The organism is Pseudomonas sp. URMO17WK12:I9 (assembly GCF_900230165.1).
GTDB classification, from domain to species: domain Bacteria; phylum Pseudomonadota; class Gammaproteobacteria; order Pseudomonadales; family Pseudomonadaceae; genus Aquipseudomonas; species Aquipseudomonas fulva.
This window is the reverse complement of sequence record NZ_OCMQ01000005.1, coordinates 335,137-356,299: the sequence shown is the minus strand read 5'-3', so window position 1 is coordinate 356,299 and position 21,163 is coordinate 335,137. Positions and strand designations below refer to the sequence as shown.

General features: G+C 61.5%; 16 protein-coding genes and 2 tRNA genes. 6 read left to right on the top strand and 12 right to left on the bottom strand.

Features of this window, described 5'->3' with window-relative positions; genetic code table 11:
* Positions 1-379 precede the first annotated feature (379 nt).
* Both pncB and nadE read left to right on the top strand, forming a co-directional pair.
* Positions 380-1,585 (top strand): nicotinate phosphoribosyltransferase, encoded by a 1,206-nt coding sequence (pncB, locus tag CRP40_RS13550; RefSeq protein WP_027913940.1) that lies wholly within the window; start codon positions 380-382, stop codon positions 1,583-1,585.
* 4 nt (positions 1,586-1,589) lie between these two features.
* Complete coding sequence (gene nadE, locus CRP40_RS13545) at positions 1,590-2,417, top strand: ammonia-dependent NAD(+) synthetase (RefSeq protein ID WP_027913941.1); 828 nt, start codon at positions 1,590-1,592, stop codon at positions 2,415-2,417.
* A 55-nt stretch (positions 2,418-2,472) separates the two neighbouring features.
* Here the strand turns inward: nadE and azu are convergent, their stop codons facing one another.
* The 9 genes from azu to rnr all read right to left on the bottom strand — a co-directional run bounded on the left by azu (position 2,473) and on the right by rnr (position 12,936).
* The gene (gene azu / locus CRP40_RS13540) at positions 2,473-2,922 is read right to left on the bottom strand and encodes an azurin (RefSeq protein WP_027913942.1); all 450 of its coding nucleotides are present in this window, start codon (positions 2,920-2,922) and stop codon (positions 2,473-2,475) included.
* Positions 2,923-3,285: 363 nt separating this feature from the next.
* Complete coding sequence (locus CRP40_RS13535; RefSeq protein WP_027913943.1) at positions 3,286-5,586, bottom strand: YgiQ family radical SAM protein; 2,301 nt, start codon at positions 5,584-5,586, stop codon at positions 3,286-3,288.
* Between the two features lie 183 nt (positions 5,587-5,769).
* A complete protein-coding gene (gene dnaB, locus CRP40_RS13530) occupies positions 5,770-7,167 on the bottom strand; it encodes a replicative DNA helicase (protein ID WP_023532900.1) in 1,398 nt (465 codons plus the stop codon).
* Positions 7,168-7,280: 113 nt separating this feature from the next.
* On the bottom strand, positions 7,281-7,727 hold the full coding sequence (rplI, locus tag CRP40_RS13525) for a 50S ribosomal protein L9 (RefSeq protein WP_012316464.1): 447 nt from the start codon (positions 7,725-7,727) through the stop codon (positions 7,281-7,283).
* Between the two features lie 20 nt (positions 7,728-7,747).
* Complete coding sequence (locus CRP40_RS13520; protein ID WP_023533001.1) at positions 7,748-8,611, bottom strand: hypothetical protein; 864 nt, start codon at positions 8,609-8,611, stop codon at positions 7,748-7,750.
* Between the two features lie 33 nt (positions 8,612-8,644).
* A complete protein-coding gene (gene rpsR / locus CRP40_RS13515; RefSeq protein ID WP_003249563.1) occupies positions 8,645-8,875 on the bottom strand; it encodes a 30S ribosomal protein S18 in 231 nt (76 codons plus the stop codon).
* A 28-nt stretch (positions 8,876-8,903) separates the two neighbouring features.
* Positions 8,904-9,329 carry a 30S ribosomal protein S6 gene (rpsF, locus tag CRP40_RS13510; RefSeq protein WP_021783885.1) on the bottom strand — a complete coding sequence of 142 codons (426 nt, stop codon included), beginning with the start codon at positions 9,327-9,329 and terminating at the stop codon, positions 8,904-8,906.
* A 281-nt stretch (positions 9,330-9,610) separates the two neighbouring features.
* On the bottom strand, positions 9,611-10,357 hold the full coding sequence (gene rlmB, locus CRP40_RS13505) for a 23S rRNA (guanosine(2251)-2'-O)-methyltransferase RlmB (RefSeq protein WP_027913944.1): 747 nt from the start codon (positions 10,355-10,357) through the stop codon (positions 9,611-9,613).
* Positions 10,354-12,936, bottom strand: a complete 2,583-nt coding sequence (gene rnr, locus CRP40_RS13500; protein ID WP_027913945.1) for a ribonuclease R — start codon at positions 12,934-12,936, stop codon at positions 10,354-10,356. Before rnr ends, rlmB begins: the two co-directional genes overlap by 4 nt.
* 271 nt (positions 12,937-13,207) lie before the next feature.
* Between rnr and CRP40_RS13495 the strand changes: the two genes are divergently transcribed.
* From CRP40_RS13495 to CRP40_RS13480, 4 genes are all read left to right on the top strand, one after another.
* Positions 13,208-13,294 (top strand) — tRNA-Leu (locus CRP40_RS13495).
* Between the two features lie 86 nt (positions 13,295-13,380).
* Positions 13,381-13,467 (top strand) — tRNA-Leu (locus CRP40_RS13490).
* A 242-nt stretch (positions 13,468-13,709) separates the two neighbouring features.
* The gene (locus tag CRP40_RS13485) at positions 13,710-14,723 is read left to right on the top strand and encodes an extracellular solute-binding protein (protein ID WP_027913946.1); all 1,014 of its coding nucleotides are present in this window, start codon (positions 13,710-13,712) and stop codon (positions 14,721-14,723) included.
* Entirely contained in the window at positions 14,723-16,288 is a 1,566-nt protein-coding gene (locus CRP40_RS13480) for an iron ABC transporter permease (protein WP_027913947.1), read from the top strand. The genes CRP40_RS13485 and CRP40_RS13480 overlap by 1 nt, the downstream gene beginning before the upstream one ends.
* 14 nt (positions 16,289-16,302) lie before the next feature.
* On the opposite strand, the gene CRP40_RS13475 is transcribed toward CRP40_RS13480, so the two are convergent.
* The 3 genes from CRP40_RS13475 to CRP40_RS13465 form a co-directional block, all read right to left on the bottom strand.
* Positions 16,303-18,237, bottom strand: coding sequence for a methyl-accepting chemotaxis protein (locus CRP40_RS13475; protein ID WP_027913948.1), 1,935 nt, complete (start codon positions 18,235-18,237; stop codon positions 16,303-16,305).
* Positions 18,238-18,424: 187 nt separating this feature from the next.
* Positions 18,425-19,717, bottom strand: a complete 1,293-nt coding sequence (locus CRP40_RS13470; RefSeq protein ID WP_023533002.1) for an adenylosuccinate synthase — start codon at positions 19,715-19,717, stop codon at positions 18,425-18,427.
* A 56-nt stretch (positions 19,718-19,773) separates the two neighbouring features.
* The gene (locus CRP40_RS13465) at positions 19,774-20,961 is read right to left on the bottom strand and encodes an ATP phosphoribosyltransferase regulatory subunit (RefSeq protein WP_027913949.1); all 1,188 of its coding nucleotides are present in this window, start codon (positions 20,959-20,961) and stop codon (positions 19,774-19,776) included.
* Between the last annotated feature and the right edge of the window lie 202 nt (positions 20,962-21,163).

Here is a 21,163-nt window from a genome sequence, read left to right as displayed (position 1 = left end):
GCATATCGTGGCGGGCGGGCGCTGCCCGTTTCTTTATTGAGCGTGCAACCGTCTATCCCACCTCTGGTAGCACCGATTATCGCGGCGCAGGGCAACCGCACCGTCAGGGTGTTGCAACTGGCGCACAGGCCAATGGGCAACCGACCTGTAACAATTAACGTCACCGAACTGCACACCGCTGGTGCGTGACTGCTACAGCCCGCACCGTAACTACACTCGACACGCAACGTAACGCCGTCCGGTTTGGCCGGTACGACACCGTATTCAGATTCTTCTGAAAGGTTTCGCGCTGCTTCGCCGCAGGGTCGGCGTCACAATCACATCGGCATGTCAAAGACTGGCACAATGACCGCCTATTGCCGTTTCTGGAGCCACCCTGATGAGCGAGAGCGCATTCGCCGAGCGCATCGTGCATAACCTGCTCGACACCGATTTTTACAAGCTCACCATGATGCAGGGCGTGCTCCACAACTACCCTGACGCCGATGTCGAATGGGAGTTTCGCTGCCGCAATGGCGAGGACCTGCGTCCCTACCTGCACGACATTCGCCAGCAACTCGAACAGCTTGCCGAACTGACGCTGGATAACGGCCAACTCGCCTTCCTGGAGCGCATCAGCTTTCTCAAGCCCGATTTCCTGCGCTTTCTAAGGTTGTTCCGCTTCAACCTGCGCTACGTGCACCTGGGTATCGACGACGGTCAGCTGGTGCTGCGCCTCAAGGGGCCGTGGCTGCATGTGATCCTGTTCGAAGTGCCTCTGCTCGCCATCATCAGCGAGGTGCGCAACCGTTCGCTGCACCCGCACATGCGCCTGGCCGCTGCCCGGGATCAGCTTTACCGTAAATTCGATTGGCTGCGCGCCAACGCCAGCACCGATGAACTGGCCGAAATGCAGGTCGCTGACTTTGGTACCCGCCGGCGTTTCTCCAGCCGCGTGCAGGAGGACGTGGTGCGCGTGTTGCGCGATGACTTCCCGGCCCGCTTCGTCGGGACCAGCAACGTGGACCTGGCCTGGAAGCTCGACATCAAGCCGCTGGGCACCATGGCTCATGAATGGATCATGGCCCACCAACAGCTGGGCCCGCGGTTGATCGACAGCCAGATCGCCGCGCTCGATTGCTGGGTGCGTGAATACCGAGGGTTGCTGGGCATCGCCTTGACCGACTGCGTGACCATGGATGCTTTCCTGGGCGATTTCGACCTGTACTTCGCCAAGCTCTTCGATGGGCTGCGCCACGACTCCGGCGACCCTGTGCTCTGGGCCGAAAAAGCCATTGCTCACTATCAGCACCTGGGCATCGATCCGATGACCAAGACGCTCGTGTTTTCCGATGGGCTGAACCTGCCACGGGCGCTGGAAATCTTCCGTGCCCTGCGTGGTCGCATCAACGTAAGCTTCGGTATCGGCACCAACCTGACCTGCGACATTCCGGGCGTAACGCCAATGAGCATCGTGCTGAAGATGACCGATTGCAACGGCGCACCGGTGGCCAAGATTTCAGACGAAGCGGCCAAGACCCAGTGTCGTGACGAAAACTTCGTCACTTACCTACGTCACGTTTTCAAAGTTCCCAGCAAGGAGTAACCCCATGCAAGCGGTTCAGCAAGAGATTGCCCAGGCACTCAAGGTACAACCGCCGTTCGCCGACGCTGCCGCCCTCGAGGCCGAAGTGACCCGGCGGGTAGCGTTCATCAAGGACTGCCTGGCCAATGCAAGGCTCAAGACCCTGATACTGGGCATCAGCGGCGGCGTCGATTCGCTTACCGCAGCCCTGCTCGCCCAGCGCGCGATCAACGAGTTGCGTGAAGAAACCGGTGACAAGGGCTACACCTTCATCGCCGTGCGCCTGCCCTATCATGTCCAGCACGATGAGCATGATGCACAGGCGTGCCTGGAGGTCATCAAGCCGGACGAGACGCATACCATCGACATCGCGCCGGCCGTCAAGGCACTGGCAGGCGAAACGCAGGCGTTGAAAAACGGCTCGCCCACGCTTGTGGATTTCGTGGTGGGTAACATCAAAGCCAGGATGCGCATGGTTGCCCAGTACACCATCGCAGGCGCGCGCGCAGGTCTGGTGATCGGCACCGACCATGCGGCCGAAGCGGTCATGGGCTTTTATACCAAGTTCGGCGACGGCGCCTGCGACCTGGCGCCGCTCAGTGGCCTGGTCAAGCATCAGGTACGCGCCATCGCGCGGCATTTTGGAGCGCCGGAGTCACTGGTGGAGAAAGTGCCTACCGCTGACCTCGAAGACCTCGACCCGGGCAAGCCAGACGAAGCAGCGCATGGGGTCACCTACCAGCAAATCGATGCATTCCTGCATGGCCAGGAAATCGATCAAGCCGCTTTCGATGTCATCGTTGCCAATTACCGCAAGACCCAGCACAAGCGCGAACTGCCGTTCGCCCCTTGAATACGCAACTGGGGCCGCGTTGCGGCCCCAGTTCGTGTTCTAGCGCGCGGTCAAATCACTTGACCACGACTTTGCCCTTCATCATCGAGATATGGCCTGGGAAGGTGCAGAAGAAGCTGTAGTCGCCGTCTGCTGCAAGCTTGGTGGCGTCGAACGTCACTTCGGTTTCCTTCTCTGGCGCGCCGATCATCTTGGTATGGGCGATGATGGCGGCGTTGTCGGCCTTGATGTAGTCCTTTTCCAGACCCTGGCTCATGCCTTCGGTGGCAATGCCCTGCATGTCGGCCGTCTTGCTGATAACCAGGTTATGGCCCATGACGTTCTTCGGCAGGCTGCCGGAGTGAGTGAGTTTGACGGTGAATTCCTTACAGCTCTTGTCGACCGTGATTTCCTTGGTGCTGAAGGACATCTGGTCAGTCGAATCGACAGTTACCGAGCACTCGGCTGCGAAGACAGAGGCGCTGGCGAGGGTCAGCAGGGATACCGCTACAGCTTTCGCAAACATCGTGAATCTCCTTGGCAGGGTTTTATCAACAGCGAGACTGCCTGAAACCGTCCAGCCCCTGGGTGACGTGCGTCAAGGGGATGTCAATGGGCCAGCCAGTTGAATTGTTCAATGGATTGTATACAACCAATCTAAGGGCACATCATGCCCTTTTAATAGACGATGGGACAACCTCTCATTTAGGAGCAGTACCAAATGCCCATGTCCAGTTTCTTGAACAGCCTGCTCGCTGCCTATGCCCACGCTGCCACAGGCGCGATCTGCGAGTTCTCGCGCCCCGAGTGATGCCCGGAATGATGTCGATGTGCAGTGATCGAGTAACCGGTAGTCGCTGAAGGAGGGGCCGCCAGGCGGCCCGGGGTTTCAGCGTGGAATGACTGGCTGACGCGGCTTTTTCCCGCCTTTGCCACCCTTGGCCGACTCCTTGCGCTCCTTGGCCGCTTGCTGGTTGCGGGCGAACGCCTCCGCCTTGGCCTTCTCGCGCTTGTCCCATGGCTTGCTGCCATCGCTGGCGCGCGGCGGCAGGCCGGAATGCTGGGTCAGGATCTTCTGATCCTTGCCCACCTTGTGGCTACCGGCTGGCGTCGAGTTCTTGCGCCGGGCGCTCTGGTAGGTATCGGATTGCGGCTGGTGCAACGGGATCAGCTGATGCTTGCCTGGCCCGATCAGGTCGGCACGCCCCATGCGCTGCAGCGCCTCGCGCAGCATTGGCCAGCCCTTGGGGTCGTGGTAACGCAAGAACGCCTTGTGCAAGCGACGCTGCTCGTCGCTCTTGACGATGTCCACGCCCTCGCTCTTGTAGGTCACCTTGCGCAACGGGTTCTTGCCCGAGTGGTACATGGCGGTGGCCGACGCCATCGGCGAGGGGTAGAACGCCTGCACCTGGTCGGCACGGAAACCGTTGCCCTTGAGCCACAAGGCCAGGTTCATCATGTCTTCGTCGGTGGTGCCGGGGTGCGCCGCGATGAAGTACGGGATCAGGTACTGCTCCTTGCCTGCCTCCTTGGAGAACTTCTCGAACATGCGCTTGAAGCGGTCATAGCTGCCAATGCCCGGCTTCATCATCTTGTCCAGCGGGCCACGCTCGGTGTGCTCGGGGGCGATCTTGAGGTAGCCGCCCACGTGGTGGGTTACCAGCTCCTTGACGTACTCCGGCGATTCCACCGCCAAGTCGTAGCGCAGGCCCGAGGCGATGAGGATTTTCTTCACGCCTGGCAGCGCACGGGCCTTGCGATACAGCTCGATCAACGAGCTGTGGTCGGTGTTCAGGTTCTCGCAGATGCCCGGGAACACGCACGAAGGCTTGCGGCAATGCTTCTCGATTTCCGGGCTCTTGCAGGCGATACGGTACATGTTGGCGGTGGGGCCGCCGAGGTCCGATACCACGCCAGTGAAGCCGGGCACTTTGTCGCGCATCTCCTCGATCTCGTTGAGGATCGATTCGTGCGAGCGGTTCTGAATGATGCGCCCTTCGTGCTCGGTGATCGAGCAGAACGTACAGCCGCCGAAGCAGCCGCGCATGATGTTGACCGAGAAGCGGATCATCTCATAGGCCGGGATGCGCTCCTTGCCATAGGCCGGGTGCGGTACGCGCGCATAGGGCATGCCGAACACGTAGTCCATTTCCTCGGTGCTCATGGGAATGGGCGGTGGGTTGAACCACACGTCCACCTCGCCATGTTTCTGCACCAAGGCGCGGGCGTTGCCTGGGTTGGTCTCCAGGTGCAGCACACGGTTAGCGTGCGCATACAGGACCGGGTCGTTACGCACCTTTTCGAACGACGGCAGGCGAATCACCGACTTCTCACGCGTCACGCGCGGGCTGTCGAGGATCTGCACCACCTTGGCTTCGTTCGGGTCTTCCTGGTCGCCCTTGGCTTGTTCGATGGCGCAGGCCTGGGTGTCCTGGGTGTTGACGTACGGGTTGATGATCTTGTCGACACGCCCCGGACGATCGATACGGGTAGAGTCGATTTCGAACCAGCCGTCAGGGGTGTCCCGCCGCACGAAGGCCGTGCCACGCACGTCGGTGATCGATTCGATCTTCTCGCCGTTGGACAGCCGTTGCGCCACCTCGACCACGGCACGCTCGGCGTTGCCGAACAGGAGGATATCGGCGCTGGCGTCGATCAGGATCGAGTGGCGCACCTTGTCCTGCCAATAGTCGTAGTGCGCGATGCGGCGCAACGAGGCCTCGATGCCGCCCAGCACGATGGGCACGTGCTTGTAGGCTTCCTTGCAACGCTGGCTGTACACCAGGCTGGCACGGTCAGGCCGGCTGCCCGCCAGGCCGCCCGGGGTGTAGGCGTCGTCGGAACGGATCTTCTTGTCGGCGGTGTAGCGGTTGATCATCGAGTCCATGTTGCCGGCAGCCACACCGAAGAACAGGTTGGGCTCGCCAAGCTTCATGAAGTCGTCTTTGGACTGCCAGTTCGGCTGGGCGATGATGCCCACGCGAAAACCCTGGGCTTCCAGCAACCGGCCAATGATGGCCATGCCAAACGACGGATGGTCGACGTAGGCATCGCCGGTCACGATGATGATGTCGCAGGAATCCCAACCGAGCAGATCCATCTCCTCCCTGCTCATTGGCAGGAAAGGTGCTGGCCCGAAGCATTCGGCCCAGTACTTGGGATAATCGTAAAGTGGTTTGGCTGCTTGCATATCAGTGACCGGCTCTGGTGTGCAGGGAAATCGCGGGCGCGGAGAATAGCACAAATTTTAACCAAATCCGACTGTCTTCGTGGGAATTGGCAAGCGTGCGACGGTTGGGGCGTGACGCCTTGTGGGGCACGTTCGCCCCACGATTCAGGTAAGAAGGTGCGTCTGGTGAAGCAGGATCAGGCGTTATTCATCGTCGTCGAAGTTATACATCCCCGGCGCCAAGTTCTCGAAACGGGTGTACTTGCCGATGAACGCCAGGCGCACAAAGCCAATTGGCCCGTTACGCTGTTTGCCGATGATGATTTCCGCCACGCCTTTGTGCTCGGTTTCGGGGTGATACACCTCGTCGCGGTACACGAACATGATGACGTCGGCGTCCTGCTCGATTGCACCGGATTCACGCAAGTCGGAGTTCACCGGGCGTTTGTTCGGGCGCTGCTCCAGAGAGCGGTTGAGCTGCGAGAGGGCAATGACCGGGCAATTGAATTCCTTGGCCAGGGCTTTGAGCGACCGGGAGATTTCGGAAATCTCGTTCGTGCGGTTGTCACCCGAAGAACCAGGAATCTGCATCAGCTGCAGGTAATCGACCATGATCATGGCGATCTCACCGTGCTCGCGTGCCAGGCGTCGGGTGCGCGCGCGCATCTCCGATGGGCTGATGCCGGCGGTGTCATCGATGAACAACTTGCGGTCGTTTAGCAGGTTCACCGCCGACGTGAGGCGTGGCCAGTCGTCGTCGCTCAATTGACCGGAGCGCACCTTGGTCTGGTCGATACGACCCAGTGAGGACAGCATACGCATGACCAGCGATTCGCCTGGCATTTCCAGCGAAAACACCAGCACGGCCTTGTCGGTACGCAACACGGCGTTTTCCACCAGGTTCATGGCGAACGTGGTTTTGCCCATCGAAGGCCGGCCCGCCACGATGATCAGGTCGGCCGGCTGAAGGCCGCTGGTTTTCTCGTCCAGGTCGGTATAACCGGTGGAGATACCGGTGATGTCGCTGTCGGAGTTGAACAAGGTGTCGATGCGGTCGATGGCCATGGTCAACAGGTCGTTGACCCCTACCGGGCCGCCTGTCTTGGGCCGCGCCTCGGCGATCTGGAAGATCTGCCGCTCGGCGTCGTCGAGGATTTCCGCCGCATCACGGCCTTGCGGGTTGAACGCATTGTCTGCGATGTCGGTACTGATGCTGATCAGCTGCCGCAGCGTGGCCCGCTCGCGAATGATCGCGGCATAAGCCTTGATGTTGGCCACCGAAGGCGTGTTCTTGGCCAATTCGGCCAGGTATGCCAGGCCACCGACCTGCGTCGACAAGCCTTCCTTGTCGAGCTGCTCGTGCAGCGTCACCACATCGAACGGCTGGTTGGCGTCAGCCAACTTGTGCACGGCACGGAAGATCAACCGGTGGTCATGCCGGTAGAAGTCACCGTCCGACACCTGATCCAGCACCCGCTCCCAGGCGTTGTTGTCCAGCATCAGACCACCGAGCACGGCCTGTTCGGCCTCGATGGAATGCGGCGGCACTTTCAGGGCTGCGGTTTGCAGGTCGAGCTGTTCGGAGGTAGTGATCTCGTTCATGGCCACGAAAGAATTCTGGAGGATGAAAAAGACAAAGGGCACGGCCTGTCGAAGACAGGACCGTGCCCGATGTTAACCGGCTGACACCTGACGGGCCAGCCAGTCAGCGCAGCTTAGGCAGCTACGACGACCACACGTACGGTGGCTTCAACGTCGCTGTGCAGGTGCACGGCTACGTCGTATTCGCCAACCTGACGGATGGTGCCGTTCGGCAGACGAACTTCAGCCTTGGCCACTTCAACGCCGGAGGCGGTCAGGGCGTCAGCGATGTCGTGGGTGCCGATCGAACCGAACAGCTTACCTTCGTCGCCAGCGGTGGCAGTGATGGTCACTTCCAGCTCGGCCAGTTGGGCAGCGCGGCTTTCAGCCGACGATTTACGGTCTGCAGCTGCTTTTTCCAGCTCGGCGCGACGCTCTTCGAACGCAGCCAGGTTGGCGGCGTTGGCAACGGTAGCCTTGCCGAATGGCAGCAGGAAGTTACGGCCGTAACCAGCCTTAACTTTTACTTTATCGCCCAGGTTGCCCAGGTTGGCGACTTTTTCCAGCAGGATCAGTTCCATTTGGTAAAACCTCTTAACTTTTAACCTTCACCGTTCGCGGAGTCATTCCCTTTGGGGGACTTGCGACCGCGAAAATCAATCAGGCTGTCGACAATGGCCAGGACCACCAGCAACGGGTAAATCAGCTGCATGATCAGCGGCAGCGTCACGTACATCCCTACTAGCCAGAAACCGGCCAGTCGGCCCTGCGCCACAAGCCCATGCATCAAAGCGATGCCGGCCAGCACCAGTACCAGGCTCGAAGCCGATGCCAGGATGATGAACTGCGGCCCGATGAACGGGGCCACCACCATCACTGCCACCAGGGCCACCATGGTCTGTTTCGGCAGCTTCAGGGCACGAAACTCGTGACCGAAGCCTCCAGGGTTGTACAACGCTGCCTGCCAATAACGCGCCAGCACCAGGGCCAGCACGCAGAACAACTGCACTGTCACGGCTGTGGAAGTGACCAGCAATGGGCGGATCACTTCACCGGAGAGTACCGGCTGCCCTTCGACTTGCGGCATGGCTTCGGCAAACGCCTTGGCCAGCGCATCGAAGGTAGGGGCCAGCGCCAGATCAAGCACGAGGCTGAACGCCACGGCGAACACGGCACTGACCACCAACACCCGACTCCAGGGATGCTCGGCCCGCAACAGGCCGGCAAGTGCCAGGGCACCCGCGATCACCATGAAGGTGATCGGATCGCCCATGACCCAAACGGCCAACCCTGCCAGCAAGCCGCCAGCGATGACCGTTGAAGCATCCTTGAACCCGCGTCGCAGCAGCACAAGGCTGCCGGCAGCGGCACTCAACCAGAACAGCAGCGGCAATACCGCGCTGATGACCACCACGAGGGTGGCCTGCACACGACCGCGCATGATGAAACTTGCTAACGCTCGCATGCTAATCCCTTACTGCTTGTCGACGACCCGGTCTCAGCGGCCGTGGCTGTCGGTGTAGGGCAGCAGGGCCAGGAAGCGGGCGCGCTTGATAGCGGTAGCCAGCTGACGCTGATAACGAGCTTTGGTACCGGTGATACGGCTTGGAACGATCTTGCCGGTTTCGGATACGTAAGCTTTCAGGGTGTTGAGATCTTTGAAGTCGATCTCTTTCACGTCTTCAGCAGTGAAGCGGCAGAATTTACGACGACGGAAGAAACGTGCCATTTAATAGGCTCCTCTAAAGGTCCGTGGATTACTCGTCAGCGTTATCGCTGGAGTCGCTGTCATTGCTGTCGTCGCCTTCGGCGGACTCGGCATGCTCAGGACGCTCGCGACGCTCACGGCGCTCGCTGCGGTTTTCTTCAGCCTTCAGCATCTCGGACTGACCGGTAACGGCTTCGTCGCGACGGATGACAAGGTTACGGATAACGGCATCGTTGTAGCGGAAGTTGTCTTCCAGCTCGGCCAGGGCCTTGCCGGTGCACTCAACGTTCAGCATCACGTAGTGAGCCTTGTGAACATTGTTGATTGCATAGGCCAGTTGACGACGGCCCCAATCTTCCAGGCGGTGGATCTTGCCACCATCTTCTTCGATCAGCTTGGTGTAACGCTCAACCATGCCGCCGACTTGCTCGCTCTGGTCCGGGTGAACCAGGAAGATGATTTCGTAATGACGCATGAATGCTCCTTACGGGTTAGTAGTCTGCCAGCGAATCTGGTCAGACAAGGAGTGAATGACACTGGTGTGTCTTGCCAGGGAGTAGAGGCACATGCGCACCTGCCAGCTCAGCAAGGGGCGCAATTGTAGAGAAGGCCAAACAGACAAGCAAGGCAATTGGCGATTATTTGAACAACCGGAAACACTTCGACGCGGCATCTGTCGCGTCGCGGGTACAGCGGCCCGTGCAGGATCCGTTCAAGCGGGCACGTGCCGGCCAAAAGACCGGCACGGTCATGGGATCAACCCTTGGCCTGGCGCTGGCGCACGGCCTCGAACAGGCACACGCCAGTGGCCACGGACACGTTCAGGCTGCTGACGCTGCCGCTCATCGGCAGCTTCACCAGAAAGTCGCAGTGCTCGCGGGTCAGCCGGCGCATGCCCTTGCCTTCGGCGCCCATGATCATCACCAGCGGGCCGGTCAGGTCCTGCTGATAGATTTCCTGCTCGGCTTCGCCGGCGGTTCCCACCACCCACAGGCCACGCTGCTGCAGCTTCTCAAGCGTACGCGCAAGGTTGGTCACGGCCACCAGCGGGATCACCTCGGCTGCTCCGCACGCGACCTTGCGCACCACAGGCGTCAGGGTCGCCGATTTGTCCTTGGGCACGATCACGGCCGTTGCGCCCGCTGCATCAGCGGTACGCAGGCAGGCACCAAGGTTGTGCGGGTCGGTCACCCCGTCCAGCACCAGGATCAGAGGCGGGGTTTCAGTGCGCTCGAGCAACTCCTCGAGCATGAGCTCACCCCAGACCTGGCTGGGGCTCACCTCGGCGACCACGCCCTGGTGCACGCCTTCGACCCAGGCGTCCAACTCGCGGCGCTCGGCTTGACCCACAGCTACGCGGTTCTCGGCGGCCAAGGCCAGCAGCGCTTGCAGGCGCGGCTCGCTGCGGCCCTCCGACAGCCAGATCTGCTTGACCCGCTTCGGATGGTGCTGCAACAGCGCCTGTACCGCGTGAACGCCGTAGATCTTTTCCAACTGACTCATGAATTGCTCTTGCTCTTGCGTGATGCGCCGGATTTCGACGGCCCTTTACGGTGCTTGGTAGGCTTGCCAGACGTCTTGCTGCCCTTGTCCGACTTGCTGCTGCCGTGGCTGGTACTGCGGGCCTCGGTCATCAGCGCCTTTTTCATTTCGCGGCTCTTGCGCACCTCGGCGTTGCGCTGCACGGCGTCCTTGGGGAAGTACGCCTCGGAGGCTTCGCTCTTGCGGCTGCGCGGCTTGGGCGTGGCCCTGGCCTTCTCTTGCTCCGGCGCTTGCTCGGTCGGGGCAGCGGCAGCAGGTGTACCGCGTTGCTTGCGACCGATCGGAGCGGCCAGGGTGGCGTCGGCCACTTCGAAGTCGATCTTGCGCTCGTCCAGGTCCACGCGCATGACCTTGACCTCGATCGTGTCACCCAGGCGGAAGCTGCGGCCAGTGCGTTCGCCCGACAGACGATGATGCACAGGGTCGAAGTGGTAATAGTCGCCCGGCAGCGCACTGACGTGCACCAGACCCTCGACGTAGATGTCGGTCAGCTCGACGAACAGGCCGAAACCTGTCACCGCCGTGATCACACCCGGGAACGTCTCGCCCACGCGGTCCTTCATGTACTCGCACTTGAGCCAGTTGACCACGTCACGTGTGGCTTCGTCGGCCCGGCGTTCGGTCATCGAGCATTGTTCGCCCAGTTGCTCGAGGGTGTTCTCGTCGTACGGGTAGATACGCGCCTTGGGAATGCTCATGGCACCGGCACGCTTGACGTGTGGGGTATCGACCTTGGAGCGGATGACGCTGCGGATGGCGCGGTGGACCAGCAAGTCAGGGTAACGACGGATCGGCGAGGTGAAGTGGGTGTACGCCTCGTAGTTCAGGCCGAAGTGGCCGTTGTTGTCGGTGCTGTACACCGCCTGGCTGAGCGAGCGCAGCATCACGGTCTGGATCAGGTGGAAGTCCGGGCGGGCGGCGATGCTCGCCAGCAGTGCCTGGTAGTCCTTGGGCGACGGGTCCTTGCCCTTGTGCAGTGACAGCCCCAGCTCACCCAGGAAAGCACGCAGCTTTTCCAGGCGCTCCGGTGGCGGGCCATCGTGCACCCGGTACAGGGCCGGCACACCGTGCTTTTGCAGAAACTCTGCCGTGGCCACGTTGGCGGCCAGCATGCATTCCTCGATCAGCTTGTGCGCATCGTTGCGCACGGTCGGGCGAATTTCCGCGATCTTGCGGTCTTCGCCGAAGACGATGCGAGTTTCCTGGGTCTCGAAGTCAATGGCACCGCGGGTGTGCCGGGCATCGAGCAGGACCTTGTACAGGTTGTAGAGGTTCTTCAGGTCCGGGACGACTTCCTTGTATTCCTCGCGCAGCGCCTTGCCTTCACGGGTGCGTGAATGCTCGAGCATGCTGCTGACCTTGTTGTAGGTCAGCCGGGCGTGAGAGTGGATGACCCCTTCATAGAACTGGTAGTCGACCATCTGCCCGGCCTTGTTCATGGTCATTTCACAGACCATGGCCAGGCGATCGACGTGCGGGTTCAACGAGCACAGGCCGTTGGACAATTCCTCGGGCAGCATGGGCACCACACGCTCGGGGAAGTACACCGAGTTTCCGCGCTGCTGGGCTTCCACATCCAGCGCCGAGCCCAGGCGGACGTAGCTCGACACGTCGGCGATCGCCACATAAAGGCGCCAGCCGCCGGAGAACATCCGCAGCTTGCCCAGGGGTTCGCAGTAAACGGCGTCGTCGAAGTCGCGCGCGTCCTCGCCGTCGATGGTCACGAAGGGCAGGTGGCGCAGGTCGACGCGCTTTTCCTTGTCCTTGTCTTCGACTTCAGAGCGGAACTTGCGGGCCTCCTTGATCACATCCTTGGGCCAGACGTGCGGGATATCGTAGCTGCGCAGGGCAACGTCGATTTCCATGCCCGGCGCCATGTAGTTGCCGACCACTTCCACCACATCGCCTTGCGGCTGGAAACGCGCCGTTGGCCAATGGGTGATCTTGATCTCGACGAACTGGCCGATCTTCGCGCCACCGTTACGCCCGGCCGTGACCAGCACTTCCTGCTGGATCTTCGGGTTGTCAGGGGTCACGTAACCGATGCCGCCTTCCTCGAAGTAGCGGCCTACCACGCTTTCATGGGCGCGGGAGACGACCTCGACCAAGGCGCCTTCGCGGCGACCACGGCGGTCGACGCCGGACACACGCGCCAGGGCGCGGTCGCCATCGAACACCAGGCGCATCTGCGACGGGCTCAGGAACAGGTCTTCGCTACCGTCGTCGGGAATGAGGAAGCCGAAGCCGTCGCGGTGGCCGGAGACGCGGCCGCAGATGAGGTCCAGCTTGTCCACCGGGGCATAGGTGCCGCGCCGGGTATAGATAAGCTGGCCGTCGCGCTCCATGGCCCTGAGGCGGCGGCGCAGTGCTTCGATCTGGTCTTCTTCGTGCAGACCGAACTCTGCCGCCAGCTCCTCGCGCGCGGCCGGTTCGCCACGGTCGGCAAGGCGCTGCAGGATCAGCTCACGGCTGGGAATGGGGTTGTCGTATTTTTCCGCTTCGCGAGCGGCCTCGGGATCGAGGGATTGCCAATCGGCCATCAGAAGGGGTTCACCTTGGGGTATATAGATAGGAATTCTGGCATAGGCGTATTGAAACCGGAAATGTCAGCCTTGGACAGCCCCCTGAGGAGCGCCCGGCGAGCGGCAATAGGCCCATGAAATCAACAAGTTGAATTTTTTGAGATTTTTTTTGATCGAGGGCTTTACAGCCCCCGAGGGCATCCGTATAGTGCGCACCACGACGACGGACAACCCCGAAGTTGTAGTAGAGATGAGCGGCGCTGTAAAGCATCTTTTATCTCGAATGTGTGCCCAGGTGGCGGAATTGGTAGACGCGCTGGTTTCAGGTATCAGTGGCTTAACGGCCGTGGAAGTTCGAGTCTTCTCCTGGGCACCAAAATTTTCAAGTAATAGATGACCAAGGATCTGTTACTACTGTGTGAAGCGAACAATAGTCGCCTTCATCAGATGATGTAAAGCTTTGCCCAGGTGGCGGAATTGGTAGACGCGCTGGTTTCAGGTATCAGTGACTTAACGGTCGTGGAAGTTCGAGTCTTCTCCTGGGCACCATACAAAAACCCACTAGCTTGCTAGTGGGTTTTTTCTTGCCTGAAATTTAGCATCATGGCCCCGCCCTTCCGTGTTTTCGGCGTTGTGCAAGATGGCGCACAAAACCCAACGCCTCGCCCTTTCCGACGCGTGCATAGCCCCAAGCACCCCGCTCAATGAATTTATCGTCACCTCGCCACATGAGAAACGATTTCGTTTACCATTGTTTCCAAATATGTAGCCGTAAGCGAGGAAGTACCCGCATGACGATCCGCCCGCAACCGCTGATGCGCACCCTGGCCGCCGCCGTGTTGAGCCTGGTCATCGGCGCTCCGGCCGCCATGGCAGATGCGCCGGTCACCTTGACCATGTACAACGGTCAGCACAAGGAAATCGGCGAGGCCATCGCCAAGGCTTATGAAGCCAAGACCGGCATCCATATCAATATCCGCAAGGGCAGCAGCAACCAGCTGGCCAGCCAGATCATCGAAGAAGGCGAGCGCTCGCCGGCCGACATCATCTATACCGAAGAGTCGCCACCCCTGAATAACCTGGGTGAGCTGGGCCTGCTGGCAAAGATCGATGATGCCACGCTCAACATGCTGCCCAAGGAATATGTCGCCGCCAACGGTACCTGGATGGGCGTGACCGCGCGGACCCGGGTGGTGGTGTACAACCCCAAGAAAATCGACGAGAAGGACCTGCCGACCACGGTCATGGACTTCGCCAACCCTGAATGGGACGGGCGCGTTGGCTTCGTACCCACCAGCGGGGCCTTCCAGGAGCAGGCGGTAGCCATCCTGAAGATGCATGGCCGCGAAGCAACGGAAGAATGGCTGACCGGCCTGAAGGCATTCGGCAAGACCTACACCAACAACATGGTCGCCCTCAAGGCCGTGGAGAAAGGTGAAGTGGGCGCGGTGCTGGTCAACAACTACTACTGGTACGCCCTGGAGCGCGAGCGCGGCAAGCTTGACTCCAAGCTGTACTACCTGGCCGATGGCGACGCCGGCAACCTGGTGACCATTTCGGGTGCCGCGGCCGTGAAGGCCAGCAAGCACCCCAAGGAAGCCCAGGCATTGCTCAACTGGATGGCCAGCGAAGAAGGCCAGCGCGTGATCACCCAGACCACGGCCGAATACCCACTGCACAAGGGCATGGTTTCCGATCGCGGCCTGAAGCCGTTCGACGAGTTGCGCCCGCCCAAGATCACGCCGGCCGACCTCGGCAATGCCGAAGAAGCCCTTGAGCTTGAGCGTGAGGTCGGTCTGCTCTGATGACTGCCGCCCTGACCCAGCCGGTGCCGGTACGTTTCGTACCGCGCCGCAAGCGCCCCTCGATCTGGGTGGTGCTGCCCGTGCTTTTCCTGGTGGCGATGAGCGTACTGCCATTGCTCTACGTGGCCATCAAAGCCTGGGAAGCCGGCTGGCGAGAGGCGCTGTACCTGTTGTGGCGCCCCTACGTATGGGGGCTGATGCGCAACACCCTGCTGCTGATGGTCGGGGTTACGCTGACCTGTATGGTCGTAGGCCTGGCGCTGGCATGGCTGCTGGAACGCAGCGACCTGCCCGGGCGTAGGTTGTGGGGGGTGGTGCTGTGCCTGCCCTTTGCCGTGCCGTCGTTCGTCAGCAGCTTTACCTGGGTTTCGCTAAGCTCGGACTTCGAAGGCTTGGGCGGCGCCATTCTGGTAATGGCCCTGTCCAAGTACCCGCTGATCTTCCTCCCGGTGGCGGCCACTTTACGCAACCTGGACACCTCCCTTGAGGAGTCGGCGCGCACATTGGGTTGCAGCCGCTGGAGCGTGTACCGGAAAGTCACCCTGCCCTTGCTGTGGCCGTCGATGCTGGGTGGCGCCCTGCTGATCGCCCTGCACATGCTCGTGGAGTTCGGCGCACTGTCGATTCTGGGCTTGCAGACATTCACCACCGCCATCTACCAGCAGTTCGAGCTGGAATTCAGCAACGCCAACGCGGCCATGTTGTCCGCCGTGCTGTTGGCCATGTGCTTGATCATGCTGTGGCTGGAACTGCGGGTACGTGGCAAGGCACGGCATGTACGCATTGGCCAGGGCGTGGCACGCCGCGCTCAACCTGTAAAGCTGCGTGGCTGGGCGATACCTGCTCAAGTGTTCTGCCTGGGCCTGGCCGTATTGGGCAGCGGTATTCCATTGGCCATGCTCGGTTACTGGCTCAGTGTGGGTTCATCCGCAGCGTTCCCCATTGCGGATATTTCCAGGGCACTGTTCACATCGCTGTCCGTGTCGCTAGGCGGCGCCGGTTTCTGCGTCGTGCTGGCTCTGCCGATCAGCTTCCTGGTGGTGCGCTACAAGGGGCGCCTGGCCATCTGGGCAGAACGCCTGCCCTACCTGTTGCATGCCCTGCCCGGGCTTGTCATTGCCCTGACGCTGGTGTTCTTTGCCCTGCACTACGTGCCGGCGCTGTACCAGACCACGGCGTTACTGCTTCTGGCCTATGCACTGCTGTTCCTGCCTTTGGCCCAGTCGCCCGTGCGCACGGCCTTGAACAAGGCATCCCCTACGCTGGAAGAGGCGGCACGCACCCTGGGTGCAAGCAGCTTTGCCGCGTTCTGCAAAGTGACCCTGCCGATCATCTTCCCGGCGATGGCAGCGGCCTTCGCCCTGGTGTTTCTGGACGCCATGAAGGAATTGACGGCAACGTTGCTGCTCAGTCCTACCGGCATGACGACCCTTGCCACCGAAGTCTGGGCACACACGGCCAATGTCGAGTTCGCAGCGGCGGCACCCTATGCGGCGCTGCTGATCGTGGTTTCAGGGTTGCCGGTGTATTTGCTGACAACGCGGATGTACCTGAACCGCGCGTGATGGCCCAAAGCGCATCACGCCCGGAACTGGCCCAGACTTGCCCGAAGCTGGGCCGCCAGATCGTCCAGCACCTTGCTGCTTGCCGTGGTCTGCATCACCACTTCGGCTGAACGTTCGGCCTGGGTATGAATGTTCTGCACCCGCCCCCGCACGGCCTGCGCCCCGCTCGCCTGCTGCTCAGCTGCGCGAGTGGCCAAGCCTATGGCCGCATGCACCTGCTCCACCGCAGCCTGTACCGACTGCTGGCGACGCTCGTTGTCACGCAGCACCAGCAGCCCTTCGCTGGCCTTTGTACCCGCCTGACTGATCGTGGCCACCGCCTCCTTCGCCCCTGCCTGCAGTGCGGCAATATGCGCCTGGATGTCACCGGTGGAGCGTTGCGTCTTGCTCGCCAACGCCCTGACTTCATCCGCCACTACGGCAAAGCCTCGCCCCGTCTCGCCGGCACGGGCGGCTTCGATGGCGGCGTTGAGGGCCAGCAGGTTGGTTTGCTCGGCAATGCCGTGGATGACCGTCAGCACCACCTCGATCTGCTCGCTTTGCTTGGCCAGGCGCTCGATGACCTGCGAGCCTGCATCCACCTGCCCGGCCAGGTTTTCGATGAGCCCGGCCAGCTGCGTCGAGGTGCGACTGTTTTCGTCAGTGGCCTGGCGAATGTCCACCACCTGCTGCAAGGCGGCCTGCATGGCATGGCTCTCGGCCTGGGCTTCTTCAGCCATGCTCGACAGGTCGCTCAGGCTGGCCGCCACCTCATCACGCTGCAACGCGGCGGCGGCATCGGCGCCTGCGTTGCGCTGGGTCATGGCGCCGATCTCCACACCGGTGCGCTCGGCCACGTCACCGGCTTCGCGCACGATAGGTTGCAGCTTGTCGACGAAGCGATTGACCGCTGAGGCCATGTCGCCAATCTCGTCGCGGCTGTCCAGGGGTACCCGCTTGGTCAGGTCGCCTTCGCCCGCTGCCAGGTCATCGAGCGCCGCGATCAACAGACGCAACTTGCTCACCACACGCCGGCCCAGCACTATGGCCACCACCAACAGCACGCCCAGCCCCACCAGCACCAGGCCCAGGCCGATGCGCCAACGCAATTCTGCCGCCGCATCGCGCACGGTTTGAGCTGTATTGTTCTGCATGGCCGCGGCGCTGCCTTGCGCAGCCTCCAGGCGTTCACGCAGTGTCTTGCCACTGTCGGCAGCCGCCCCCACCAGGCTGTCGCCAACCAACTGTTCGCTGCTGGTGATCAAGGCCGCGAAACGTTGGTCCAGAGCGGCCAGCTGCTGATCGATGCCGGCGGTTGAAACACCCATCAGCACCTTGCCGATTTCTGCCCCATTCGGGTTAATCGACGCTTCGACCATGTACACAGCAGGGTCGCGGCGTGCGGCCTCGATTACTTTGTCCAGCGCCCGCTCCCCTTGCCCCTTCTCGAGCAATGCCTGGTTGATTGGGTTCTGTCGGTTCAGGTAGCGGGTCAGGTGCTGGCCTTCTGCATCGTCATAAATCACGAACAGAACGTTGGGATTGCGCTGCGCCCGTCGGGCGAAATCCGATAACACCGGCACATCCTTGTCCCAGATGGCGCGCGGCGCCACCGAGGCCAGCAACTCTGCCATGTCGTTGGCGGACTCCTTCAAGGTGCCTTCGAGGGTCTCGCGCAGTTGCTGCTGCTCGGCCTGCAGGCGTGTCGAGAGCCCTGCACTCAAGCGTTGGCGAGTGCTGGCAGACAAGCCATCGAGGCCTGCGCGCACCTCCTGGCCGGCTTGTTCCAGATCAGTCGTGAGTTGTTGGCTGTCATGCCCAAGGCGTTGGGCCAGTTCGCGCTCAAGGGCCGAAACCGTGCTTCGTGTCAGGGCAACGGCCACCAGCACCTGCACCAAAAGGGCGATACCCAAGGCCACAAAAACAGGCCGCAATAGGCGGCTTCGTAACAGCGAAAGGATGGCAGACACGGTAAAACCCTCGTGTTTTCTGGCGCCATTACTTTGATGGCATCGACAGACAATTCTTACAGCAAGGGTTATGCCGGTAGCAGCGGGGATACACGCCAAGCTCAAGCAATACGAGCTTCGTACCCACAATGAAAAACGCCGCGACCCCTGTTCAGGGCCACGGCGTCAGATCAGCCTGGAGGGCAGATCAGGCGAACGGATGACGCAGCACGATGGTTTCGTTGCGGTCCGGGCCGGTGGAGATGATGTCGATCGGTGCGCCGATCAGTTCCTCGATGCGGGTGATGTAGGCACGCGCATTGGCAGGCAGCGCTTCCAGGGTCTTGGCACCCAGGGTCGACTCGCTCCAGCCCGGCAGTGTTTCGTACACCGGTTGCAGGCCGATGTAGCTGTCGGCATCGGTCGGGGCTTCGATCACTTCACCATTGGCATCCTTGTAACCTACGCAGATGTTGATGGTCTCCAGGCCGTCGAGCACGTCGAGCTTGGTCAGGCAGATACCCGAGATGCTGTTGACGTCGATGGCGCGGCGCAGGATGACGGCATCGAACCAGCCGCAACGACGGGCACGCCCGGTCGTGGAACCGAACTCATGGCCACGCTTGGCCAAGGTGGCGCCCGTGTCATCGAACAGTTCGGTTGGGAACGGACCCGAGCCTACGCGGGTGGTGTAGGCCTTGGTGATGCCCAGGATGTAGTCCAGGTACATCGGGCCCACGCCGGAACCGGTCGAGATACCGCCAGCGGTGGTGTTGGAGCTGGTGACGTACGGGTAGGTACCGTGGTCGATGTCCAGCAGCGAGCCCTGTGCGCCTTCGAACATGATGTCCTTGCCGGCACGACGCAGGTTGTGCAGCTCGGCAGTGACGTCGAGCATCATCGGCTTGAGCTGTTCGGCGTAGGCCATGCACTCGTCCAGCGTCTGCTGGAAGTCGATGGCAGGCTCTTTGTAGTAATTCACCAGCTGGAAGTTGTGGTAGTCCAGCAGCTCGCCCAGCTTGGCGGCAAAACGCTCGCGGTGGAACAGATCGCCCACGCGCAGGCCACGGCGGGCAACCTTGTCTTCGTACGCTGGGCCAATACCACGGCCGGTGGTGCCGATCTTGGCTTCGCCACGGGCTTTTTCACGGGCCTGGTCCAGCGCGACGTGGTACGACAGGATCAGCGGCGCAGCCGGGGAAATGCGCAGGCGCTCACGCACCGGTACGCCCTTCTCTTCCAACTTGGTGATCTCGCGCATCAGTGCATCGGGTGCAACGACCACACCGTTGCCGATCAGGCATTGCACGCCTTCACGCAGGATGCCGGATGGAATCAGGTGCAGAACGGTCTTTTCACCGTTGATCACCAGGGTGTGGCCCGCATTGTGGCCACCCTGGTAGCGCACGACGGCGGCAGCATGTTCGGTCAGCAGATCGACGATCTTGCCTTTGCCCTCATCACCCCACTGGGTGCCCAGGACGACGACATTCTTACCCATTACATTGGTCCTCATTCACGCAAACTTGGTTGCCGGCCTGTTGCCGACGCAGAAACTCACTGGGCCAGCGGCAGAACCTGCCAGCGCCCGTCTTGCTGAATCAATTGACGATCACAATCCGCTTCAAGGGCAGCACTCAGCGGCTGACCAGGCAGGGCCTGGACCACACGCTGGCCCTCGTTGCGCAACTGGCAGACATGCTGCCATAGGGCCGCATCGCCACTGTCCGGCATCCAGATGCCGCCCGTGGGCAGTACGACCTCCGCTCGCCCCAGTGTGACCAGGGTCTTCAAATCCGTGGAGAAACCGGTAGCCGGGCGCGCCCGGCCAAAGTCGGCGCCGATGTCGTCATAACGGCCGCCTTGGGCAATCGACTGCCCTTCACCTGGTACGAACACCGCAAACACCACGCCCGTGTGGTAGTTGTAACCGCGCAGCTCACCCAGGTCGAAGTACAACGGCAACTGCGGGTAACGGGCGGCCAGCCGATCGGCGATGGCCAGCAAATCGTCCAGGGCCGCCAGCACGCTGGCAGGTGCACGACCCAGGCGTACGCGGGCCTCGGCCAGGACTTCCCTGCCGCCGCATAGCTCGACCAGGGCTCGCAACATGTTGCCCACATCGTTTGGCACGTCGGCCGTCAGCGCCTGCACTTCGTCGACCGCCTTACGTTGCAGGGCGTCGAACAACTGCTGCTCGACCGCGCCCGACAGACCGGCGGCCCGAGCCAACCCACGGTAGATACCCACATGGCCCAGGTCCATGTGGACATCAGGCACATCGGCCAACTGCAACGTGGCGAGCATCAGGCTGATGACTTCCACATCGCTGGTGGGGCTGGCATCGCCATACAGTTCGGCACCCAGCTGGATAGGGCTGCGCGAGGTGGACAAGGCACGCGGCTGGGCATGCAGCACACTGCCGGCGTAGCACAACCGGCTTGGGCCTTCACGGCGCAGGGTATGGGCGTCGATGCGCGCAACCTGCGGCGTGAAGTCGGCACGAAAGCCCATCAGGCGGCCGGACTGCGGGTCTACTACCTTGAAGGTACGCTGATCCAGGTCCTGGCCGGCGCCGGTGAGCAGCGACTCCAGGTACTCGATATGCGGGGTGACGACCAGTTCGTAACCCCAACTCTGGAACAGGTCCAACACCTGGCGACGCGCGATCTCGATACGCGCAGCCTCAGGTGGCAGTACTTCCTCGATGCCATCTGGCAGCAGCCAGCGGTCTACCGTTGCCATTACGCCTTTTCCCCTCTGGTCCGGGCGGCCGCCAGCAGGCCGGCCGTCAGTAAAGCAGGTATCGCGCACAGCAACGGGCAGCACTGATCCCAGCGCAGCCACCGTACCCGATACCCTCGAATTGCCTTGCGAACGTGTCAAAAGCGGACCGACACCGGGCCGATCAACCTTGCAGACGCAAAAAAGCCGGGAAATTTCCCGG

Coding starts and splice junctions, on each gene's coding strand:
- azu (WP_027913942.1), bottom strand. CDS start 2,922: ATGTTTGCGAAAGCTGTAGCGGTATCCCTGCTGACCCTCGCCAGCGCC.
- pncB (WP_027913940.1), top strand. CDS start 380: ATGAGCGAGAGCGCATTCGCCGAGCGCATCGTGCATAACCTGCTCGAC.
- rlmB (WP_027913944.1), bottom strand. CDS start 10,357: ATGAGTCAGTTGGAAAAGATCTACGGCGTTCACGCGGTACAGGCGCTG.
- rnr (WP_027913945.1), bottom strand. CDS start 12,936: ATGGCCGATTGGCAATCCCTCGATCCCGAGGCCGCTCGCGAAGCGGAA.
- CRP40_RS13535 (WP_027913943.1), bottom strand. CDS start 5,586: ATGCAAGCAGCCAAACCACTTTACGATTATCCCAAGTACTGGGCCGAA.
- dnaB (WP_023532900.1), bottom strand. CDS start 7,167: ATGAACGAGATCACTACCTCCGAACAGCTCGACCTGCAAACCGCAGCC.
- rpsR (WP_003249563.1), bottom strand. CDS start 8,875: ATGGCACGTTTCTTCCGTCGTCGTAAATTCTGCCGCTTCACTGCTGAA.
- nadE (WP_027913941.1), top strand. CDS start 1,590: ATGCAAGCGGTTCAGCAAGAGATTGCCCAGGCACTCAAGGTACAACCG.
- CRP40_RS13470 (WP_023533002.1), bottom strand. CDS start 19,717: ATGGGTAAGAATGTCGTCGTCCTGGGCACCCAGTGGGGTGATGAGGGC.
- CRP40_RS13480 (WP_027913947.1), top strand. CDS start 14,723: ATGACTGCCGCCCTGACCCAGCCGGTGCCGGTACGTTTCGTACCGCGC.
- rplI (WP_012316464.1), bottom strand. CDS start 7,727: ATGGAACTGATCCTGCTGGAAAAAGTCGCCAACCTGGGCAACCTGGGC.
- CRP40_RS13485 (WP_027913946.1), top strand. CDS start 13,710: ATGACGATCCGCCCGCAACCGCTGATGCGCACCCTGGCCGCCGCCGTG.
- CRP40_RS13465 (WP_027913949.1), bottom strand. CDS start 20,961: ATGGCAACGGTAGACCGCTGGCTGCTGCCAGATGGCATCGAGGAAGTA.
- CRP40_RS13520 (WP_023533001.1), bottom strand. CDS start 8,611: ATGCGAGCGTTAGCAAGTTTCATCATGCGCGGTCGTGTGCAGGCCACC.
- rpsF (WP_021783885.1), bottom strand. CDS start 9,329: ATGCGTCATTACGAAATCATCTTCCTGGTTCACCCGGACCAGAGCGAG.